Raw genomic sequence first — 15,915 nt, 5'->3', positions numbered from 1 at the left:
GTCCGTGTCCCCTTCTATGAAAGTTAAAAACTTAAACGGCGGCCTTTGCGCGCGCGATCAGGCCATTCGTGGAGCTGTCGTGTTGTTCGGGATGCGCCTCGCCGGCAAGCTCGGCTTCGATCTTCTTGGCCAGCACCTTGCCCAGCTCGACGCCCCACTGGTCGAAGCTGTTCAGGTCCCAGATCACGCCTTGCACGAAGGTCTTGTGCTCGTACAGCGCGATCAGGGCGCCCAGCGTGGCCGGGGTCAGGTATTCCATCAGGATCGTATTGCTCGGGCGGTTGCCGGGGAAGGTCTTGTGCGGCGCCAGGCGTTCGATCTCGGCGAGCGACAGGCCCTGTCCCTGCAGGTCCTTGCGCACCTCGTCGATGTCCTTGCCCTTCATGAAGGCTTCCGACTGCGCAAAACAGTTCGCCAGCAGCGCGGTGTGGTGGTTGTGCAGCTCGTGGGCCGGGCGCAGCGCCGCGATGAAGTCGATCGGCGTCAGGTCGGTGCCCTGGTGCAGCAGCTGGAAATAGGCGTGCTGGCCATTGGTGCCCGGTTCGCCCCAGATCGCCGGGCAGGTCGGGGTGTCGACCGGCTCGCCGTCGCGCGTCACGCGCTTGCCGTTGCTTTCCATGTCGAGCTGCTGCAGGTAGGCCGGGAAGCGGTTCAGGTCCTGGTGGTAGGGCGCGATCGTGACCGAGGTGGCGCCCAGGAACTGGCGGTTCCAGAAGCCGACCAGGGCCAGGATCATCGGCATGTTCTGCTCGACCGGCGCGGTGCGGAAGTGCTGGTCCATCTCATGGGCGCCGGCCAGGAAGTCGGAGAAATAGCCGAAGCCGACGGCGAGCGCCACCGGCAGGCCGATCGCCGACCAGACCGAATAGCGGCCGCCGACCCAGTCCCAGAACGGGAACATGTTGGCCGGATCGATGCCGAAGGTCTTGATCGCCTCGACGTTGGTCGACACCGCCACAAAATGTTTGGCCAACGCCTCTTCAGGCGCGTGGGCGAGGAACCACTTGCGCGCGGTCTGGGCGTTCATCATGGTCTCGGCCGTGGTGAAGGTCTTCGAGGCGATGATGAACAGGGTGGTCTCGGGATCGACCTTTTCCAGCGCCGCGTCCATGTCATGGCCGTCGACGTTCGAGACGAAGTGCAGCGCCAGGCGCGGATGGCTGTACTGGCGCAGCGCCAGGCAGACCATCTTCGGGCCGAGGTCGGAGCCGCCGATGCCGATGTTGACGATGTCGGTGATCGGCTTGCCGGTGTGGCCCAGCCATTCGCCGCTGCGCACGGCGTCGGTGAAGGTCTTGATGCGCGCCAGCACGGCGTGCACATCGGCGGCGACATCCTGGCCATCGACCGTCAGCTTCAGGTCGCGCGGGGCGCGCAAGGCGGTGTGCAGGACGGCGCGGTTTTCGGTGTTGTTGATCTTCTCGCCGGCGAACATGGCGTCGCGGCGCTGCTCGACGCCGCGCTCGCGCGCAAGGCTTGCCAGCAGTTCAAGCGTGCGCCCGTCAAGCCGGTTTTTTGAATAGTCTAGGAACAGGCCGGCGGCCTCGGTCGACATGCGTTCGAAGCGCTGCGGATCGGCTGCGAACAGGTGGCGCATCTGCCAGTCTTCGGCCTCGACGGCGTGGGTTTCGAGGGCCTGGAAGCTGGCGGTGGTAGTCAAGGAAGGCTGGGACATGGCTCGCGCGAGATATTGTTTTAGACAGATTATCGAATAATACAGGAATCGTTCGTAAATTCACTACACAATGCTTGAGTGCGGGCGCGCGGCTGTTGATCGATCTTTCAACCTTGCACCGCGTGGGCTCGAGAGCCCACCCTACAAAAACGTCACGCGCCCGCCGCCTGGGTTTCGTAGGGTGGGCACTCGTGCCCACGCGGTATGCCACGTATGCACAGCCGCAAAATCGACCCCGCCCGCAAACCCCATCCCAATTCTGTAGTAAAATTTCAGAGTCAAATTTTCGAAGGAACGATTATGGCGCTGCACCCTGTAGTTGAACAGGTAACGAACCGGATCATCCAACGCAGCCGCGCCTCGCGCGCCGCGTATCTTGCGCACCTCGAGGCGGCGCGGGTCAAGGGTGTGCAGCGCGGGGCGCTGTCGTGCACCAACCTGGCCCACGGCTTCGCCGCCTTCCCGGCCAACGACAAGCTCAAGCTGCGCGAGCAGAAGAAGCCGTCGGTGGCGATCGTCTCGTCCTACAACGACATGCTGTCGGCGCACCAGCCGTTCGAATACTTCCCGAAAGTGATCAAGGAAGCCGTGCGCGACGTCGGCGCCGTGGCCCAGTTCGCCGGCGGCGTGCCGGCCATGTGCGACGGCGTGACGCAAGGCCAGCCGGGCATGGAGCTGTCGCTGTTCTCGCGCGACACGATCGCCATGTCGACCGCCGTGGCGTTGTCGCACAACATGTTCGACGCCGCCCTCTACCTGGGCATCTGCGACAAGATCGTGCCGGGCCTGCTGATCGGCGCGCTGCACTTCGGCCACATCCCGGCCGTGTTCGTGCCCGGCGGCCCGATGACCTCGGGCATCTCGAACAAGGAAAAGGCGGCCATTCGCCAGCGCTACGCCAAGGGCGAAGCCACCCGCGAGGAACTGCTGGAAGGCGAATCGGCCTCCTACCACGGCGCCGGCACCTGCACCTTCTACGGCACCGCCAACAGCAACCAGATGCTGATGGAGATGATGGGCCTGCACTTGCCGGGCGCCGCCTTCATCACCCCGGGCACGCCGCTGCGCGACGCATTGACGGCCGCGGCCTCGCACCAGGCGGTCTCGATCTCCCAGCAGGGCGGCAACTACATGCCGGTCGGGCACATCGTCGACGAGAAGAGCATCGTCAACGCCATCGTCGCACTGCACGCGACCGGCGGCTCGACCAACCACACGCTGCACCTGGTGGCGATCGCGCGCGCGGCCGGCATCGTCATCGACTGGAATGACTTCGACGCGCTGTCAAAAGTGGTGCCGTCGCTGACCCGCATCTACCCGAACGGCGACGCCGACGTGAACCATTTCCAGGCCGCCGGCGGCCCGGGCTTCGTGATCCGCGAACTGCTCGACGCCGGCCTGGCGCACGAGGACGTCAACACCATCCTCGGCCACGGCCTGCGCCAGCACTGCAAGGAGCCCTTCCTGGGCGAGGACGGCAAGGTGGTCTGGCGCGACCTGCCGGAGCAGAGCGGCGACGAGGCGGTGCTGCGCAAGTACACCAACCCGTTCAGCGACAACGGCGGCATGGTGCTGGTCCAGGGTAACCTCGGCCGCGCCATCATGAAGGTCTCGGCGGTCAAGAAGGAGCACCATGTGGTGGAAGCCCCTGCGCTGACCTTCAATTCGCAGGAAGACTTCATGCACGCCTACAAGGCCGGCCACCTGAACCGCGACTTCGTGGCGGTGATCCGCTTCCAGGGCCCGCGCGCCAACGGCATGCCGGAACTGCACGCGCTGACCCCGGCGCTGGCCAACCTGCAGGACGCCGGCCACCACGTGGCGATGGTGACCGACGGCCGCATGTCGGGCGCGTCGGGCAAGGTGCCGGCGGCGATCCACGTCTCGCCCGAGATCCTGGCCGGCGGTCCGCTCGGCCTGGTGCGCGACGGCGACATCCTGCGCGTCGACGCCACCAACGGCACCCTGCAGGCCCTGGTGCCGGAAGAGGTCTGGGCCCAGCGCAAGCAGGCCAGCGCCGACATCTCGTCCAGCCACATCGGCATGGGCCGCGAGCTGTTCGCGATGTTCCGCAACGGCAGCAGCGCGGCGGAAGAGGGCGCGGCGACCTTCCCGCTGCCGTCGCCGAAGCACACCACCCTGCCGCTGCACGAGGGCGCCGACAGCGGCGAAATCATGCCCGGCTCCGACGAAGACTTCCTGTTCAGGACGAATAAGTAACCACCACTGCGAACCACGACTGCGAACCATGACTACGAATATGACCGTACTTGACATTATGCGCTCGGCGAGCGTGATTCCCGTGATCGCCATCGACGACCCCAGCCACGCCGTCCCGCTGGCGAAAGCCCTGGTTGCCGGCGGCATCCGCGTGCTCGAAGTGACGCTGCGTACCGCGCACGGCCTGCAGGCGATCCGCGACATGGCCCAGGTCGAAGGCGCGATCGTCGGCGTCGGCACCCTGACCCAGCCGGAAGAATTCGCCGCCGCGCGCGATGCCGGCGCCGTGTTCGGCGTCTCGCCGGGCCTGACCCCGTCGCTGATCGCAGCGGCCAAATCGAGCGGCCTGCCGTTGCTGCCGGGCGTGATGACGCCGTCGGAAGTGATGGCCGCGCGCGAAGCCGGCTTCAAGCAGTTGAAGCTGTTCCCGGCGGTGCCGGCGGGCGGCGTCGGCATGCTCAACGCAATCGCCGGCCCGCTGCCGGACATGACCTTCTGCCCGACCGGCGGCATCTCGATCGACACGGCGCCCGCTTTCATGGCCTGCAAGAACGTGGCCTGCGTCGGCGGCTCCTGGCTGACCCCGAAGGACGCCCTGGCGGCCGGCGACTGGGACCGCATCACCGAGCTGGCCAGGGCCGCGGCGGCCCTGCGCAAGCAGTAAGTCGCTGACGCAGGAAACGGCGCGCGCGTCCTGGCTGCGTATTAGTCAGGCAGCCAGACGACCGTCGTATTCATGTTGCCGGCACTGTCGGCGCCGATCACCAGCAAGCGGTTGCCGACCCTCACCAAGGCTTGCACGTTCACGGCTGGCGAGATGCGGGCCAGCAGCCTTGGCTCGCTGGCCGCCAGGGGGCCGGTACCGGCGGTGTCGAAGAGTGTCGTGAAGCTAGCGTCGCTCCTGCCTTCAGGCCAGAATTGCCCACTCTGGACGATGCTGGCAATCAGTTGTCCGGAAGTGCCGCCATACACACCGGCATTGCCGCGGGTCGGCAGCAGCCACGGCGCCTGCAGCTCGCTGGCCTGGAGCGTGGCGCCGGGCAAAAGAACCGGGTTGCCATTGGCGTCGAGGCGAACCGCACCGATGCCGGACAAGTCCGAGCAGGTCATCGCCAGTCCCGGCTGCAGCGCGACCGTGTTCAAGAATCGGCAATTGTCGAAGGTAATGCCCAGAACCTGGTCGGTCACGCTGGCGCCGGTGCCGGTATCGATCATCGCCAGGCGCCAGCTGGGCTGCAGGTTGCTTGCATACCAGGAAAAGGCGAGCCGGTTGCCGTCGAGCGCCATCTTCAGCCTGGACATGTTGATCGAAGCCGGCGGTGTCACGGTCGATACCGGCCCCAGCGCCAGGCCATTCGCATCGACATGCCGGGCCACCAGCCAGCGCCTGGATGTTTGACCGTCCCAGGTGGCGCGCACCCAGCCTATCCAGACGCCAGTGTCGTCGCTGGCGACACGGTAGCTGCCGTTGTCGTTGTCGTTGCCCATCTGGGCATCGTTCACGACTTGCACCGCCGGCCGCACGATGCGCTGGCCGGTCGCATCCAGCCCGACCATCGACAGCTGCTGGTTGCCGATGCGCGTAAAGAGCCTGATTTCGTTGCCGACGCGGATTGCGCGCGGCTCCGAGAAGAAATTCGTCCCGGGGAACAAATCCGTGCGCGCATAGGTGCGCGCGGCCACGACTGTGCCGCGGGCGTCGAGCTGGGCCACCGCCAGGCCCTCGTTCGAAGGCTGGTTCGGAATCTGGCCGATGGCAACCGCCGAGGTGTCGAAACCGACCACGTCGCCGACATATTGCAGCGGCGGGCCGGAGAGCGACGAACCGGCAGGCGCCGCAGCCAGCACGGTATCCGTATGGCCGAGTCCCTGCGTCAAGCCATCCCAGTTCTCGAGAATTTCGGTGACGACGCGGTTCGGCAGGCCGGCGGTATCGTTCGGTTCTTCGAGGCGGCTCTTGACGATGCCGATGCCCGGCGCATACCAGGTACTCTGGAGCGACTCGTACACCGGCGAAAGGGTACCGCTCTTGCTGTACTTGACGCGCGCACGCAAGCGCGTGTCGACGTGGACGGCCTTGACCTGGCGCCGGTTCGGCAGATCGAGCATTTCTTCACCGATCACCGTGCTGTACACGGCAACGTCGAGCGCGTCGTTGACGTTGTCGCCATCGACGTCGGCGCCGCTGTCGGGGATGTGCTTGTCGATGCTGGCATACTGGTCGTTGACCTTGACCGGCGAGCGCAATTCGATCACGTCGACCGCCTGGGCCGGCGCGTTCGCGGAGAATGCGATCTGGTTGGTCGACATGTAGGCTCCGCCTTCGTACCGGATCGGGTTGCTTTCCGCCTCTTCGTTGAACGGATGCGTGCCGCTCTCCGTTACGTCGCTGCCGGATGCCGCATGGGTGACGATGTTCGTATAGGTAGTGAAGTCTGGCGCGCGTTCGCCGGCGGGCTTCTCGACCCCGTGGTACGTCCAGACCGCGCCGGCACGCAAGACGCGCAGGGATGCGGCGTCTGCATACAGCGTGGCGCCGACCGTCGGTGCCGCAGGCACGAGCCCGCTGACGGCAGACGGCGGGGGCGGGGTTGGTGCCGGTGTCGGTGTCGGTGTCGGGCCTGGCGCTTGCGTCGTGCCGCTCCCGCCGCCACCGCATCCGCCAAGCGCAGCGGCAAGCGCCACAACCAACAAAAACTGGTTCGAAACCATGTGTTCTCCGTTGTAATTTTAATTATTGGTAAGCACTCTACAGTATAGAAAGCTTGACAACCAGACGCCGTGTTTTAGATGAGCAAAAAACTTGCAGTCCGTGGCATCGGGCTGTGCCGTAGCGGATTTTTAGAATGGCGAGGACGAGACGTTTGAACAGGAAGTTCAGCGATGTCGGCAATGGATCGGTTGCGGCCGGTCGGGAATGCGAGGCGGTCGCGCTCCGGCGAAGTCGTTCAACAGGGTATTCTGGCAATCTGCATTAAGATTGCTTCACCGTTCACTCTTCCGAAAGTGCCCGTTGGCGGCTGCACCTTTTCCTCGTCTACGCTCACCTCCCTGGCGCCCACTGACTGCGGGTGAAATCGCCATGGCCTCGCTGCTGTTTCGCAACGCCATCGATTATTCGCGCGTGCGTATCTATGCCCGCCGCTACATGCCGTTCCAGCCGAAGAACTGCGCGATGACGCCGAACGGCAGCATGTATTTCCACGCCTCTTGTTTCCTCGACGACTATGCCCAGGCCGAGGTGAAGGTACAGCACTGGTTCATCCATGAAATGGTCCACGTCTGGCAGCACCAGCTGGGCTACCCGGTGCGCCTGCGCGGCGCCGTGCGCGTCGGCTTGCGCTACGACTACGAGCTGGCCGAGGGCGCGACGCTTGCCGACTACAATATGGAAGCCCAGGGCGACCTGTTGGCCGACTACTTCGTCCTGAAATTCCTGCGCCGCCCGGACGCGATGCGCCAGCGCCAGTACGGCGGCCAGTTGGCGCTGTACGAGCGGGTGCTGGCCGGTTTCCTGGCCGACCCGCTTGATCGCGCCAACCTGCATCGCGGCTGGGCCGGACGCCTCGCCCGCTTCGCCTGAAGGCGAGCGCGTGCCGCCTTACCAATTCTGCATTTGATTTTGCTCAACACTGCTGCGTAGCAACATCGTAGGCTAGGAGTCTGCCTGCTTTGCTGTTTTCGCCCGCCATGACGCTCCCGCTGACCCTGCTCCTGATCCTCCTGCTCGCGCCCCCGGCGCAGGCGGCGCGGCGCGTCGGCGAGGCCCAGGTGCGCGAAGGCGCGAACGGGGTGCCGTGCTTCACGATCTCGCAGCGTGAGGAACAACGCGGCGGCGTTCCGGACTTCCAGTCGGTGACGGTCAGCGAGGCCGGCGGCAAGCTGATGTGGCGCATGGCGATGCCGCGCGAGCGCACTTTCCCGGTGATGAACAGCATGTGCATTCCCTATGGCGGACGGGTGCAGGCCTTGCCGCAGACCCCGGCCGCGGCGCTGGCGCCGGGCAAGGCTTACCTGGTGCAGGTCGAGGCCCGTCCCGGCCGCAAGGCCTCCATGCCGCTGCGTTACCAGGCCCGTTTCTGCCTCGTGAAAAAACCTGGCGGCACGACCGGCCTGTGTCCCGTCCCGGGCGAGGCGCTGGCCACGGCGCGCTGAAGGGCGCCGGTGTCAGTGTTTTTCTTCGGTGTCGGTGCCGGGTGAAGCAAGCAGCAAGCGCTGCCCGGCAAGGTCGATCAGGACCCGGCGCCGGGCGAAAAACGGCGCTCCCAGGATGCCGGCGAACGGCGCTCCGCTGAAATTCATGCGTTCGGCCTGGAAGGCTTCCATGGGCTGCCCGCTCTCGTCCCGGACATCGCGCAGCAGCCGCGGATCGCAAGCTTCGCGCGCTGCATCCGCGTCGCTGCATGCGGGGGCGGAGGGCGCGAGCATTGCGGCGTCAACGAGATTGACGGAGGTGCCGGTGTCCAGCACGAACTTGAGCGGTTTGCCATCGATGCGCAGGGTGACGCTCGGTCCTTCCTTGCCGTAGGCGAGACGCAGGGTCCGCCACCCGGGATGCCCGGCCGCCGGGCCTTCTCCAGGAGCGTAGATCACCAGCCGCGCCTGGGCGTAATCGAACAGCAGCGGCCGCGCGCCAAAGGCGCCCAATCCGATCGCACCCGCTTTCCGCGCCTTTGTCAGCGCGGCCTCCGGGCCCTCCGGCGCGCCGCCCCATTCGGTATGGATATGGCCCTGGATCGGCCCGATAGGCGTCGACCCGATCACCACCTGGTTGGCGACGAGATTCTGGACCTCGAAGACATCGTCGTGTATGTCGCGGAATTTGCTCTTGCTGTCGAGCAGGGTAACGGAACCCGATTCGCTGACGGTCGTTTGCGGAATCGAGATGCCCAGCGCGCCGCCCGAATCGATCATCAAGCGCGTCGTGGCCGCGCCAATTTTTATCGTGGTGAACGGAAGCCCGTTGATGAAGGTGAGCGCGGCCACGTCGGCCGCAGCCGCCGCATGCAGGTGCAGGAGCGCACCCATCAGGAAAATTGGCAACCTTGTGTTCCAGCGTCCCATGTCCATCCTGTCCGTCGATAAAAAAAGCATGATAGCCGAGCATGACGGCCCGAACATGTGCCGATTGTCACGGTGGCGCATGCTCGAGGCCCTGGCGCCGGATCCCGTCAACGCCGCACGCCGCGCCCGATGTGCGCCGTCATCCGCGCGAGCGCGCCCGCCAATGCGTAGCACAGCACCAGCACCGGCAGGTAGATGGCGAAGGTCCAGTCCTGGTTTTCCCCCAGCTGCGCGCGGTAGATCGCCACCGCCGCCAGCACGACGAACATGTGCGACAGGTAGAGCTCGTAGCTCATCTCTCCCATGCGCGCCAGCCAGCGCAGGCCGCGCCGCGGCGCCGGCGGATGCGCCTGGAAGGCGAACAGCAGCAGGCAGGCGCCGATGCACATCCAGTAAAGGCTGGACTGGAACAGGTGGCGATGGACCAGCTCGCCCCAGCCGAGCGCCGCCAGCAGGCACAGCGCGCCGGCCAGGGCCAGCATCAGCGCCTGTCCGCGCGAGGGTGTCCAGCGCCGCGCCAGCAGGGCCGCCAGCACGCCCCAGGCGATCGCCGCCATGCCGGGCAGGTAGGCCTTTTCGCGCCAGACCTCGTCGCTCGCCGGCACCAGGTCGCGCAGGGGCGACAGCGCCAGCGCCCACAGCACCAGCAGCCCGGCCAGCAGGCGGCGCGGCAGCCACAGGCACAGCAGCGGAAAGCCGAGGTAGAAGGCCTCCTCGATCGACAGCGACCACAGCACGTCCCAGCCGGCCGGCGCCCAGCCGGTGCGGCCCTCGTACCAGTTGAAGGTGAAGCTTAGGGCCGAGCCCAGCAGGCCGGCGATGCTTTGTTCGCCGGGCTCGGGCGCAAAGCCGGGCACGCCGAGCCAGGCGAGAATGCTCAGCAGCGCCAGGATCGGGAGCAGCAGGGGCAGGATGCGCCTGGCCCTGGCCGCGTAGAAGTGGCGCAGCTCGACCCGTGCGAGTTCGCCGTCGCGCTCGATGATGCGCGTCGCGATCAGGAAGCCCGAAATGACGAAGAACACGAACACGGCTTCGTAGCCGTTGAAACTGACGGCATTGATCAGCCGTTTCGGCCACCATTCCCCCAGCAGGCTCGGGCCCAGCGGCAGGCGGAAGGGCAGGGCGAGGTGGTGCACGATCACCAGCAGGATGGCCAGTCCGCGCAGGCAGTCGATGCCGAAGTTGCGCGGGCGCGCGGGCGCTCCTGCGGGAAGCGCGTGCTGCACGCCGGCGTGCGTCGTTGTCGGCAGGGTAGTCATCGTGCGGCCGTGTCCCGTGGTGGCTGGGCGAGCTGTTCCAGGATCGCATGGGCCGCGGTGACGCGCGCCGCTATCGGATAGTTTTTATTCGCCAGCATGACGATGCCGATCTTCCGTTCCGGGATGAAGGCGGCATAGGCGCCGAAGCCGCGCGTCGCGCCGGTCTTGTTGAACAGGGTGCCGGGTGGCGCCGGCAGGGGAGCGAGCTTGGCGACCGGGTTGGCCTGCTCGATCATGGCCGGGGAATTCCCTTCCAGCAGGCGCGCCAGGCCGAGGGGCGCGCGGTACTGCTCCCAGCCGAGTCCCTGCACCATCGGCCCTGCCTGGTAATAGCCGACCTGGGTGCCTTCCACGGCCTGGCGCAGCGGCGCCGCGAGCAGGCGTGGATCGATATTGGCCTGGATGAAGCGGATCATGTCGGCGGCGCTCGACTTCACGCCGTAGCTCTCAGGAGCGAAAACGTCCGGCCGGACCCGCACCGGCTTGCCTTCCTTGTCGTAGCCCCAGGCATAGTTCGCCATCGAGCCGGCGGGCACGCGCACGTGACTGTGCGCCAGGCCCAGGGCCGGGAACAGCTGCCGTTCCAGCGCCTCGCCGAAGTCGCGTCCCAGCGCCATGGCCGCGATCCGTCCGAACAGGCCGATGCTCGGATTCGAGTAGCGGCGTTGCGTGCCCGGCGCAGCGTCCGGCTCCCATGCGACCAGCCAGGCGAGCATCTGCGCATCGTCCTGCACGGCGTCCGGCACCTGCAGCGGCAGGTTCGCCGCCGTGTAGGTGCCCAGTTCCAGCAGGGTGGCGCGGTCGAGCGCGCTGCCCTTCAACTGCGCGATGGTGCGGCCGGGATGGTCGTCGAGCGACAACTTGCCTTGTGCCTGGGCGTAGGTTGCCAGCGTCGCCGTGAAGGTCTTGCTGATCGAGCCGAGTTCGAACAGGGTGTCTTCGGTCACGGGCGTGCCAGCCTCTTTGGAAGCCAGGCCGTAGTTGAAGAATAGCGCCTCGCCGTCGACCGTCACGGCCACCGCCATGCCGGGCACTTCGTGCTGCGCCAGCACCGGGCGCACCGCCCGGTCGACGATGGCGCGGATGGCGGTGGCGTCGGCGGCCGTGGCCAGGGAGCAGGCCAGTGAACAGACCAAAGCCATGGCCAGGCGAGGGAAGGGACGGCGGACGCTCATGGTGCACTCCTTTTTTGTGTTTGGTGTCGGCAGGCAGTATAGGCACGCCGGTCCAGGCCGGAACAGGGTGGTCGTCCCTCCGAACCGGCATGTCGTCACATGGCCGACTTCACGGCCTCCAGGTAGCGTTCGCTGACCGGCACCACGGCGCCGCAGCGCAGCAGCAGGCGGTAAGCGGCCTCGCCCGTGCTGTCGAGGCGGGCAATCTGGCCGCGCCGCACGATGGCGCCGCGGTGCACGCGCAGGAAATCCGCGGGCGGGAGCAGCGCTTCCATCCGGTTGAGGGTGATGCGGTGCAGGACACTGCGTCCCGCCAGGTGCAGCTCGACGTAATTCGCGGCCGCGCCGAGCCAGAGCACATCCGCGATCCCGATGCGCTCGATGCGCCCGACCGAGCGCACGTTGACGTGGTCCACGCGCCCGGCGCCAGCGCCGGCATCGCCGGCATCGACATAGTCGCGCAGGGCGGCGCCGTAGGCTTCGCGCTGGCGCTGGTGCAGCATGGCCGCGCTGCGCTCGACGGCCTGGGCCAGCCGGGCGTCGCTCAGCGGCTTGAGCAGGTAGTCCAGCGCATGCACCTCGAAGGCCTCGATCGCGTGTTCGCTGTGGGCCGACACGAAGACCACCAGCGGCGGCTCGCGCAGGCGGCTGAGCTCGCGCGCCAGCACCAGGCCCGACTCGGCCGGCATCTGGATGTCGAGGAAGACCAGGTCGACGTCCTGGCCGGCGAGGACGGCGCGCGCGGCCGCCGCGCCGTCGCATTCGGCCACCAGGACCCAGTCCGGATGGGCGGCCATCGCCAGGCGCAGGTTGGCGCGGCCCGGCGCTTCGTCGTCGACGATCAGGTAGCGCCTCGTCATTCAGTCCACCTCCGCCAGCGGCAGGCGGACCTCGGCGACGAAGCGCTCGCCTTTCATCCCGGCGTGCAGCGAGGCGCCCGGATGCAGCAGGCGCAGGCGCTCGCGCGTGTTGGCCAGTCCGAGGCCCGCGCCGGGATTCGGCGACACGCCGCTGCCGGCGGGATTGGTGACGCGGATCGCCAGCGCGTCGCCCTCGCGTGCGAAGTGCAGTCGGATGTCGCCCGGTCCGGCGCGGCAGTCGAGGTCGTGGCGCAGGGCGTTCTCGACCAGCGGCTGCAGCAGCAGGGGCGGGCACTCGACTGCGTGCAGCAGGTCGTCCGCGCCCTCGACGTGCACGCGCAGCCGTTCGCCGTAGCGCAGGCGCTGCAGGTCGAGGTAGTCGCGCACGAAATCGAGTTCGGCCGCGACCGTGGTGCTGCTGCGCGCGCTGGCCGACAGCGCGTAGCGCAGCAGGTCGCTCAAGCGGCCGATGGCGCCCAGGGCCAGCGCCTTGTCGCCGTCGCGCACCAGCGCACTGATCGCGTTCAGGGCATTGAACAGGAAGTGCGGTTCGAGCTGGGCGCGCAGGGCGAGGGTGCGCTGCTCCTCCAGCGCCAGGCGCAGGCTGAACATGTCGGTCTGCGCGCGCCGCCAGGCCAGTTCGCGCTCGCGCGCGCGGCGCCAGTAGTGCAGGGCGAGGATGGCGGCGAAGGTGCCGGTGGTCGAGAACCAGCCGACCAGCAGCATCTTGCGCAGCAACTGCCAGGGTTCGCCGAGGCTGGCGGCGTCGAGGTAGCCGCGCAGCCAGGCCATCCAGGTCCACTGCGTGGGCTGGAACACCAGGACCAGCCCGACGAACAGCAGGAGGACGTTGCGCGGACGCTCGATCAGGCCGGGCCAGCGCGCCAGGACCAGGCTCAGGCCGACGCTGAGGACGAGGAGCGGCAGCGCGTACTCGGCGAACCAGGTCACGAACAGGGCCGGATAGTGGCTGTCGACACCGCCGCGCAGGTTGTCGCTGTAGGTCTGCAGGGCGCCCAGCGCGCTGATGGCCGTCCACGCGAGCAGGGCGAGGGCGACGGTCCTGGCTGCCGGCGGGAGCGCAAAGAGGGGGAAAGGAAGGCGGGAAAGGAGGCGATGCTTCATCGATAAAAGTATATCAGTGGCAACTGTGGCCGGGCCGCCGCCGCGCCGCCGTCCGTCCCGCGGAAGCGGCGTTTCGTCACCCTCCTGCTGCCGGCCCGCGCGCGCCGCCGCAGAATCGACCCACCTGTCCGACCACCCCACCGACGATTACAAGGAGCACGCTTGAAACCACGACTCTCCGCCCTGGCCCTGGTCCTCTGCCTGGCATGCGGCGGCGCCGCCGCCACGCCCGCGTCCTACCAGCTCGACGGCACCGAAGTGCGCGACATCCACGCGCGCGCACTGGAGCGCGATTACCAGCTGCTGGTCGCGTTGCCCGAGTCCTATCGCAACACAAATCGCAACACAAATCGCAGCACGAATCGCAACACGACCCGGCGCTACCCGGTGTTGTTCGTCACCGACGCCAACTACGCCTTCCCGCTGGTGCGCTCGATCGCCCAGCGCCTGGCGAAACACGCCGGCATGGAGGAGGTCATCGTCGTCGGCCTGTCCTACGCCAAGGGGGACAGCGCGGTCCACAGCCGGCGCCGCGACTACACGCCGAGCACGCTGCGCGGGTCCTCCTACCGTTCCGACATGCCGGGCCGCGCGCCGGCCTTCGGCGAAGCCGGCGCCTACGGCCGCTTCATTGCCGACGAGGTGTTCCCGCTGGTCGCCGCCCAGTACCGCGCCGACATGGGGCGCAAGGCCTTCGTCGGCCATTCCTACGGCAGCCTGCTGGGCCTGGAGGTGCTGCTGACCCGGCCCGCCACCTTCGAGCACTACATCCTCGGCAGCCCGTCATTGTGGTTCGACCGCGGCGTGATGTTCGAGCGCGAGCAGGCCTATGCGCGCTTGCGGCGCGACCTGCCGGCCTCGGTCTATTTCGGCATCGGCGCGCGCGAGACGCTCGCGCCCGGCAAGCGGCGTTCGCGCCTCGAGGAAGAGGCCGACATGGTCGCCGACCTGAAGGAATTCGACGCCGCCCTGAACGGCCGCCGCTATCGCGGCCTGCAGACACGGCTCGAGGTGTTCCCCGGCGAGGACCACGCGAGCGTCTTCCCCGTGCTCTTCACGCGCGGACTGCGCGCCTGGCTGGACCGGGCGCGCTGAGGGAAGCGACGCGTCACGGGCCGGGCAGGATGTTCTGGTTGGTGCGGAACAGGTTGTCCGGATCGTACTTCGCCTTGATTTCCTTGAGCCGGCGGTAGTTAGGGCCGTAGGCTTCGGCGATGCGGTCGACTTCGTCCTCGTTGAGGAAGTTGATGTAGACACTGCCGGCCGCATGGGGCGCCGCCGCCTTGAAGAACTCGCGCGCCCAGGCCAGGCAGGTGGCGTCGTCCTGCGCATCCTCCCAGCGCGTGTGCACGTTCATCGCGTACAGCGCGGTACGGTGCGGGTAGGCCATCTCGTCCGGGGCGCGGGTATTCGCCGCGCCGCCGATCAGCCCGAGGAAGATCTCGCTCTGGCTCGAGGGCAGGCGGCCGGCGTAGGCGATCACCACCTCGAGGGCGGCGTCGCTGAGCGTGTTGAAGTTGTGCGACTTCCAGTAGTTGCGCGCCGGCGGCACCAGCAGCGGATCGAAGACCTGCTGCCAGGCGCTGTAGGGCACGGCGCCGACGTGCTCGCCGACCGGCTCGCCGAAGGCGCGCACGTCGGCGATCGCGCCCTGCACCCGATCCGCAGGCAGGGGCGAGAAGAAGGCCAGCGCCACGATGCCGGTGCCGTGCACGGCCGGCGGCAGGAAGGGCAGCGGCGGCGCGCCGCGCAGCACGGCCCAGACCGACAGGTCATCGTCCATGGCCTCGACGTAGTCGCGGTACTTCCTCAGCACCGATGCGGCCTGGGCAAACGGGAAGACGATCAGGCCGCCGGTGACCATGGGACCGACCGCGTGCAGCGCGAATTCGAAAGTGGTCACCACGCCGAAATTGCCGCCGCCGCCGCGGATCGCCCAGAACAGGTCGGGATGGTTGTCGGCGTCGATGTGCAGGGGGTCGCCGCTGGCCGTGACGATGTCGGCGGCGACCAGGTTGTCGACGGCCATCCCGTATTTCCGCGTCAGCCAGCCGAAGCCGCCGCCGAGCGTCAGGCCGGCCACGCCGGTGGTCGAATTAATGCCGAGCGGCGTCGCCAGCCCGTAGGCCTGGGTCTCGTGGTCGACGTCGCGCAGGAGGGCGCCACCCTCGACCCAGGCCCGCTTCCTGTGCGGCGCCACCTGTACCGAGCGCATCGCGCCCAGGTCGATCACCAGGCCATCGTTGACCAGCGCGCTGCCGGCGATGTTGTGGCCGCCGCCGCGCACCGCCAGCCGCAGGCCGTGGTCGCGCGCGAAATTGACGGACGCGCGCACGTCGGCCGCGCCGGCGCAACGCACGATCATGGCGGGACGCTTGTCGATCATCGCGTTCCAGATCCTGCGGGCCTCGTCGTACGCCGGCTCGCCCGGCAGCAGCACCTTGCCCCTGAGCCCGCCCTGGAGTTCCTCGACCTCGCTTACCCCTACGGTATCCATTTCCTGCCTCCGCATTGGTTCGTTGACGAACCTTCATCAT

General features: G+C 67.6%; 13 protein-coding genes. 5 read left to right on the top strand and 8 right to left on the bottom strand.

All coding sequences use genetic code 11. The features are described 5' to 3' along the window. Window positions 1-31: 31 nt before the first annotated feature. On the bottom strand, window positions 32-1,675 hold the full coding sequence (gene pgi, locus ACFOPH_RS12865; RefSeq protein ID WP_312550269.1) for a glucose-6-phosphate isomerase: 1,644 nt from the start codon (window positions 1,673-1,675) through the stop codon (window positions 32-34). 300 nt (window positions 1,676-1,975) lie between these two features. Here pgi and edd point away from each other — a divergent pair, with 300 nt between their 5' ends. After that, window positions 1,976-3,895, top strand: coding sequence for a phosphogluconate dehydratase (edd, locus tag ACFOPH_RS12860; protein WP_379735643.1), 1,920 nt, complete (start codon window positions 1,976-1,978; stop codon window positions 3,893-3,895). Between the two features lie 40 nt (window positions 3,896-3,935). Beyond that, on the top strand, window positions 3,936-4,559 hold the full coding sequence (eda, locus tag ACFOPH_RS12855; RefSeq protein ID WP_379735641.1) for a bifunctional 4-hydroxy-2-oxoglutarate aldolase/2-dehydro-3-deoxy-phosphogluconate aldolase: 624 nt from the start codon (window positions 3,936-3,938) through the stop codon (window positions 4,557-4,559). Between the two features lie 41 nt (window positions 4,560-4,600). On the opposite strand, the gene ACFOPH_RS12850 is transcribed toward eda, so the two are convergent. Beyond that, window positions 4,601-6,454, bottom strand: a complete 1,854-nt coding sequence (locus tag ACFOPH_RS12850; RefSeq protein WP_379735639.1) for a hypothetical protein — start codon at window positions 6,452-6,454, stop codon at window positions 4,601-4,603. A gap of 523 nt (window positions 6,455-6,977) precedes the next feature. On the opposite strand from ACFOPH_RS12850, the gene ACFOPH_RS12845 reads away from it, so the two are divergent. After that, window positions 6,978-7,478 (top strand): Rhs element Vgr protein, encoded by a 501-nt coding sequence (locus ACFOPH_RS12845; RefSeq protein WP_379735637.1) that lies wholly within the window; start codon window positions 6,978-6,980, stop codon window positions 7,476-7,478. 89 nt (window positions 7,479-7,567) lie between these two features. After that, window positions 7,568-8,050 (top strand): hypothetical protein, encoded by a 483-nt coding sequence (locus ACFOPH_RS12840; RefSeq protein WP_379735635.1) that lies wholly within the window; start codon window positions 7,568-7,570, stop codon window positions 8,048-8,050. 12 nt (window positions 8,051-8,062) lie between these two features. Here the strand turns inward: ACFOPH_RS12840 and ACFOPH_RS12835 are convergent, their stop codons facing one another. The 5 genes from ACFOPH_RS12835 to ACFOPH_RS12815 form a co-directional block, all read right to left on the bottom strand. Further along, window positions 8,063-8,959: a hypothetical protein gene (locus ACFOPH_RS12835; RefSeq protein ID WP_379735633.1), complete on the bottom strand. Its 897-nt coding sequence runs from the start codon at window positions 8,957-8,959 to the stop codon at window positions 8,063-8,065. A 107-nt stretch (window positions 8,960-9,066) separates the two neighbouring features. Continuing rightward, the gene (locus ACFOPH_RS12830) at window positions 9,067-10,218 is read right to left on the bottom strand and encodes an acyltransferase family protein (RefSeq protein ID WP_379735631.1); all 1,152 of its coding nucleotides are present in this window, start codon (window positions 10,216-10,218) and stop codon (window positions 9,067-9,069) included. Further along, complete coding sequence (gene ampC / locus ACFOPH_RS12825; protein WP_379735629.1) at window positions 10,215-11,393, bottom strand: class C beta-lactamase; 1,179 nt, start codon at window positions 11,391-11,393, stop codon at window positions 10,215-10,217. The genes ACFOPH_RS12830 and ampC overlap by 4 nt, the downstream gene beginning before the upstream one ends. A gap of 95 nt (window positions 11,394-11,488) precedes the next feature. Next, on the bottom strand, window positions 11,489-12,253 hold the full coding sequence (locus tag ACFOPH_RS12820; RefSeq protein WP_379735627.1) for a LytR/AlgR family response regulator transcription factor: 765 nt from the start codon (window positions 12,251-12,253) through the stop codon (window positions 11,489-11,491). Next, the gene (locus ACFOPH_RS12815; protein ID WP_379735625.1) at window positions 12,254-13,378 is read right to left on the bottom strand and encodes a sensor histidine kinase; all 1,125 of its coding nucleotides are present in this window, start codon (window positions 13,376-13,378) and stop codon (window positions 12,254-12,256) included. Between the two features lie 162 nt (window positions 13,379-13,540). Between ACFOPH_RS12815 and ACFOPH_RS12810 the strand changes: the two genes are divergently transcribed. After that, the gene (locus ACFOPH_RS12810) at window positions 13,541-14,473 is read left to right on the top strand and encodes an alpha/beta hydrolase (RefSeq protein ID WP_379735623.1); all 933 of its coding nucleotides are present in this window, start codon (window positions 13,541-13,543) and stop codon (window positions 14,471-14,473) included. A 13-nt stretch (window positions 14,474-14,486) separates the two neighbouring features. On the opposite strand, the gene ACFOPH_RS12805 is transcribed toward ACFOPH_RS12810, so the two are convergent. Continuing rightward, complete coding sequence (locus ACFOPH_RS12805; protein WP_379735621.1) at window positions 14,487-15,875, bottom strand: FAD-binding oxidoreductase; 1,389 nt, start codon at window positions 15,873-15,875, stop codon at window positions 14,487-14,489. Window positions 15,876-15,915: the final 40 nt, after the last annotated feature.

Source organism: Massilia haematophila (genome assembly GCF_042647645.1).
Lineage (GTDB): Bacteria > Pseudomonadota > Gammaproteobacteria > Burkholderiales > Burkholderiaceae_D > Telluria > Telluria haematophila.
This window is presented reverse-complemented; position numbering and strand designations above follow the sequence as displayed.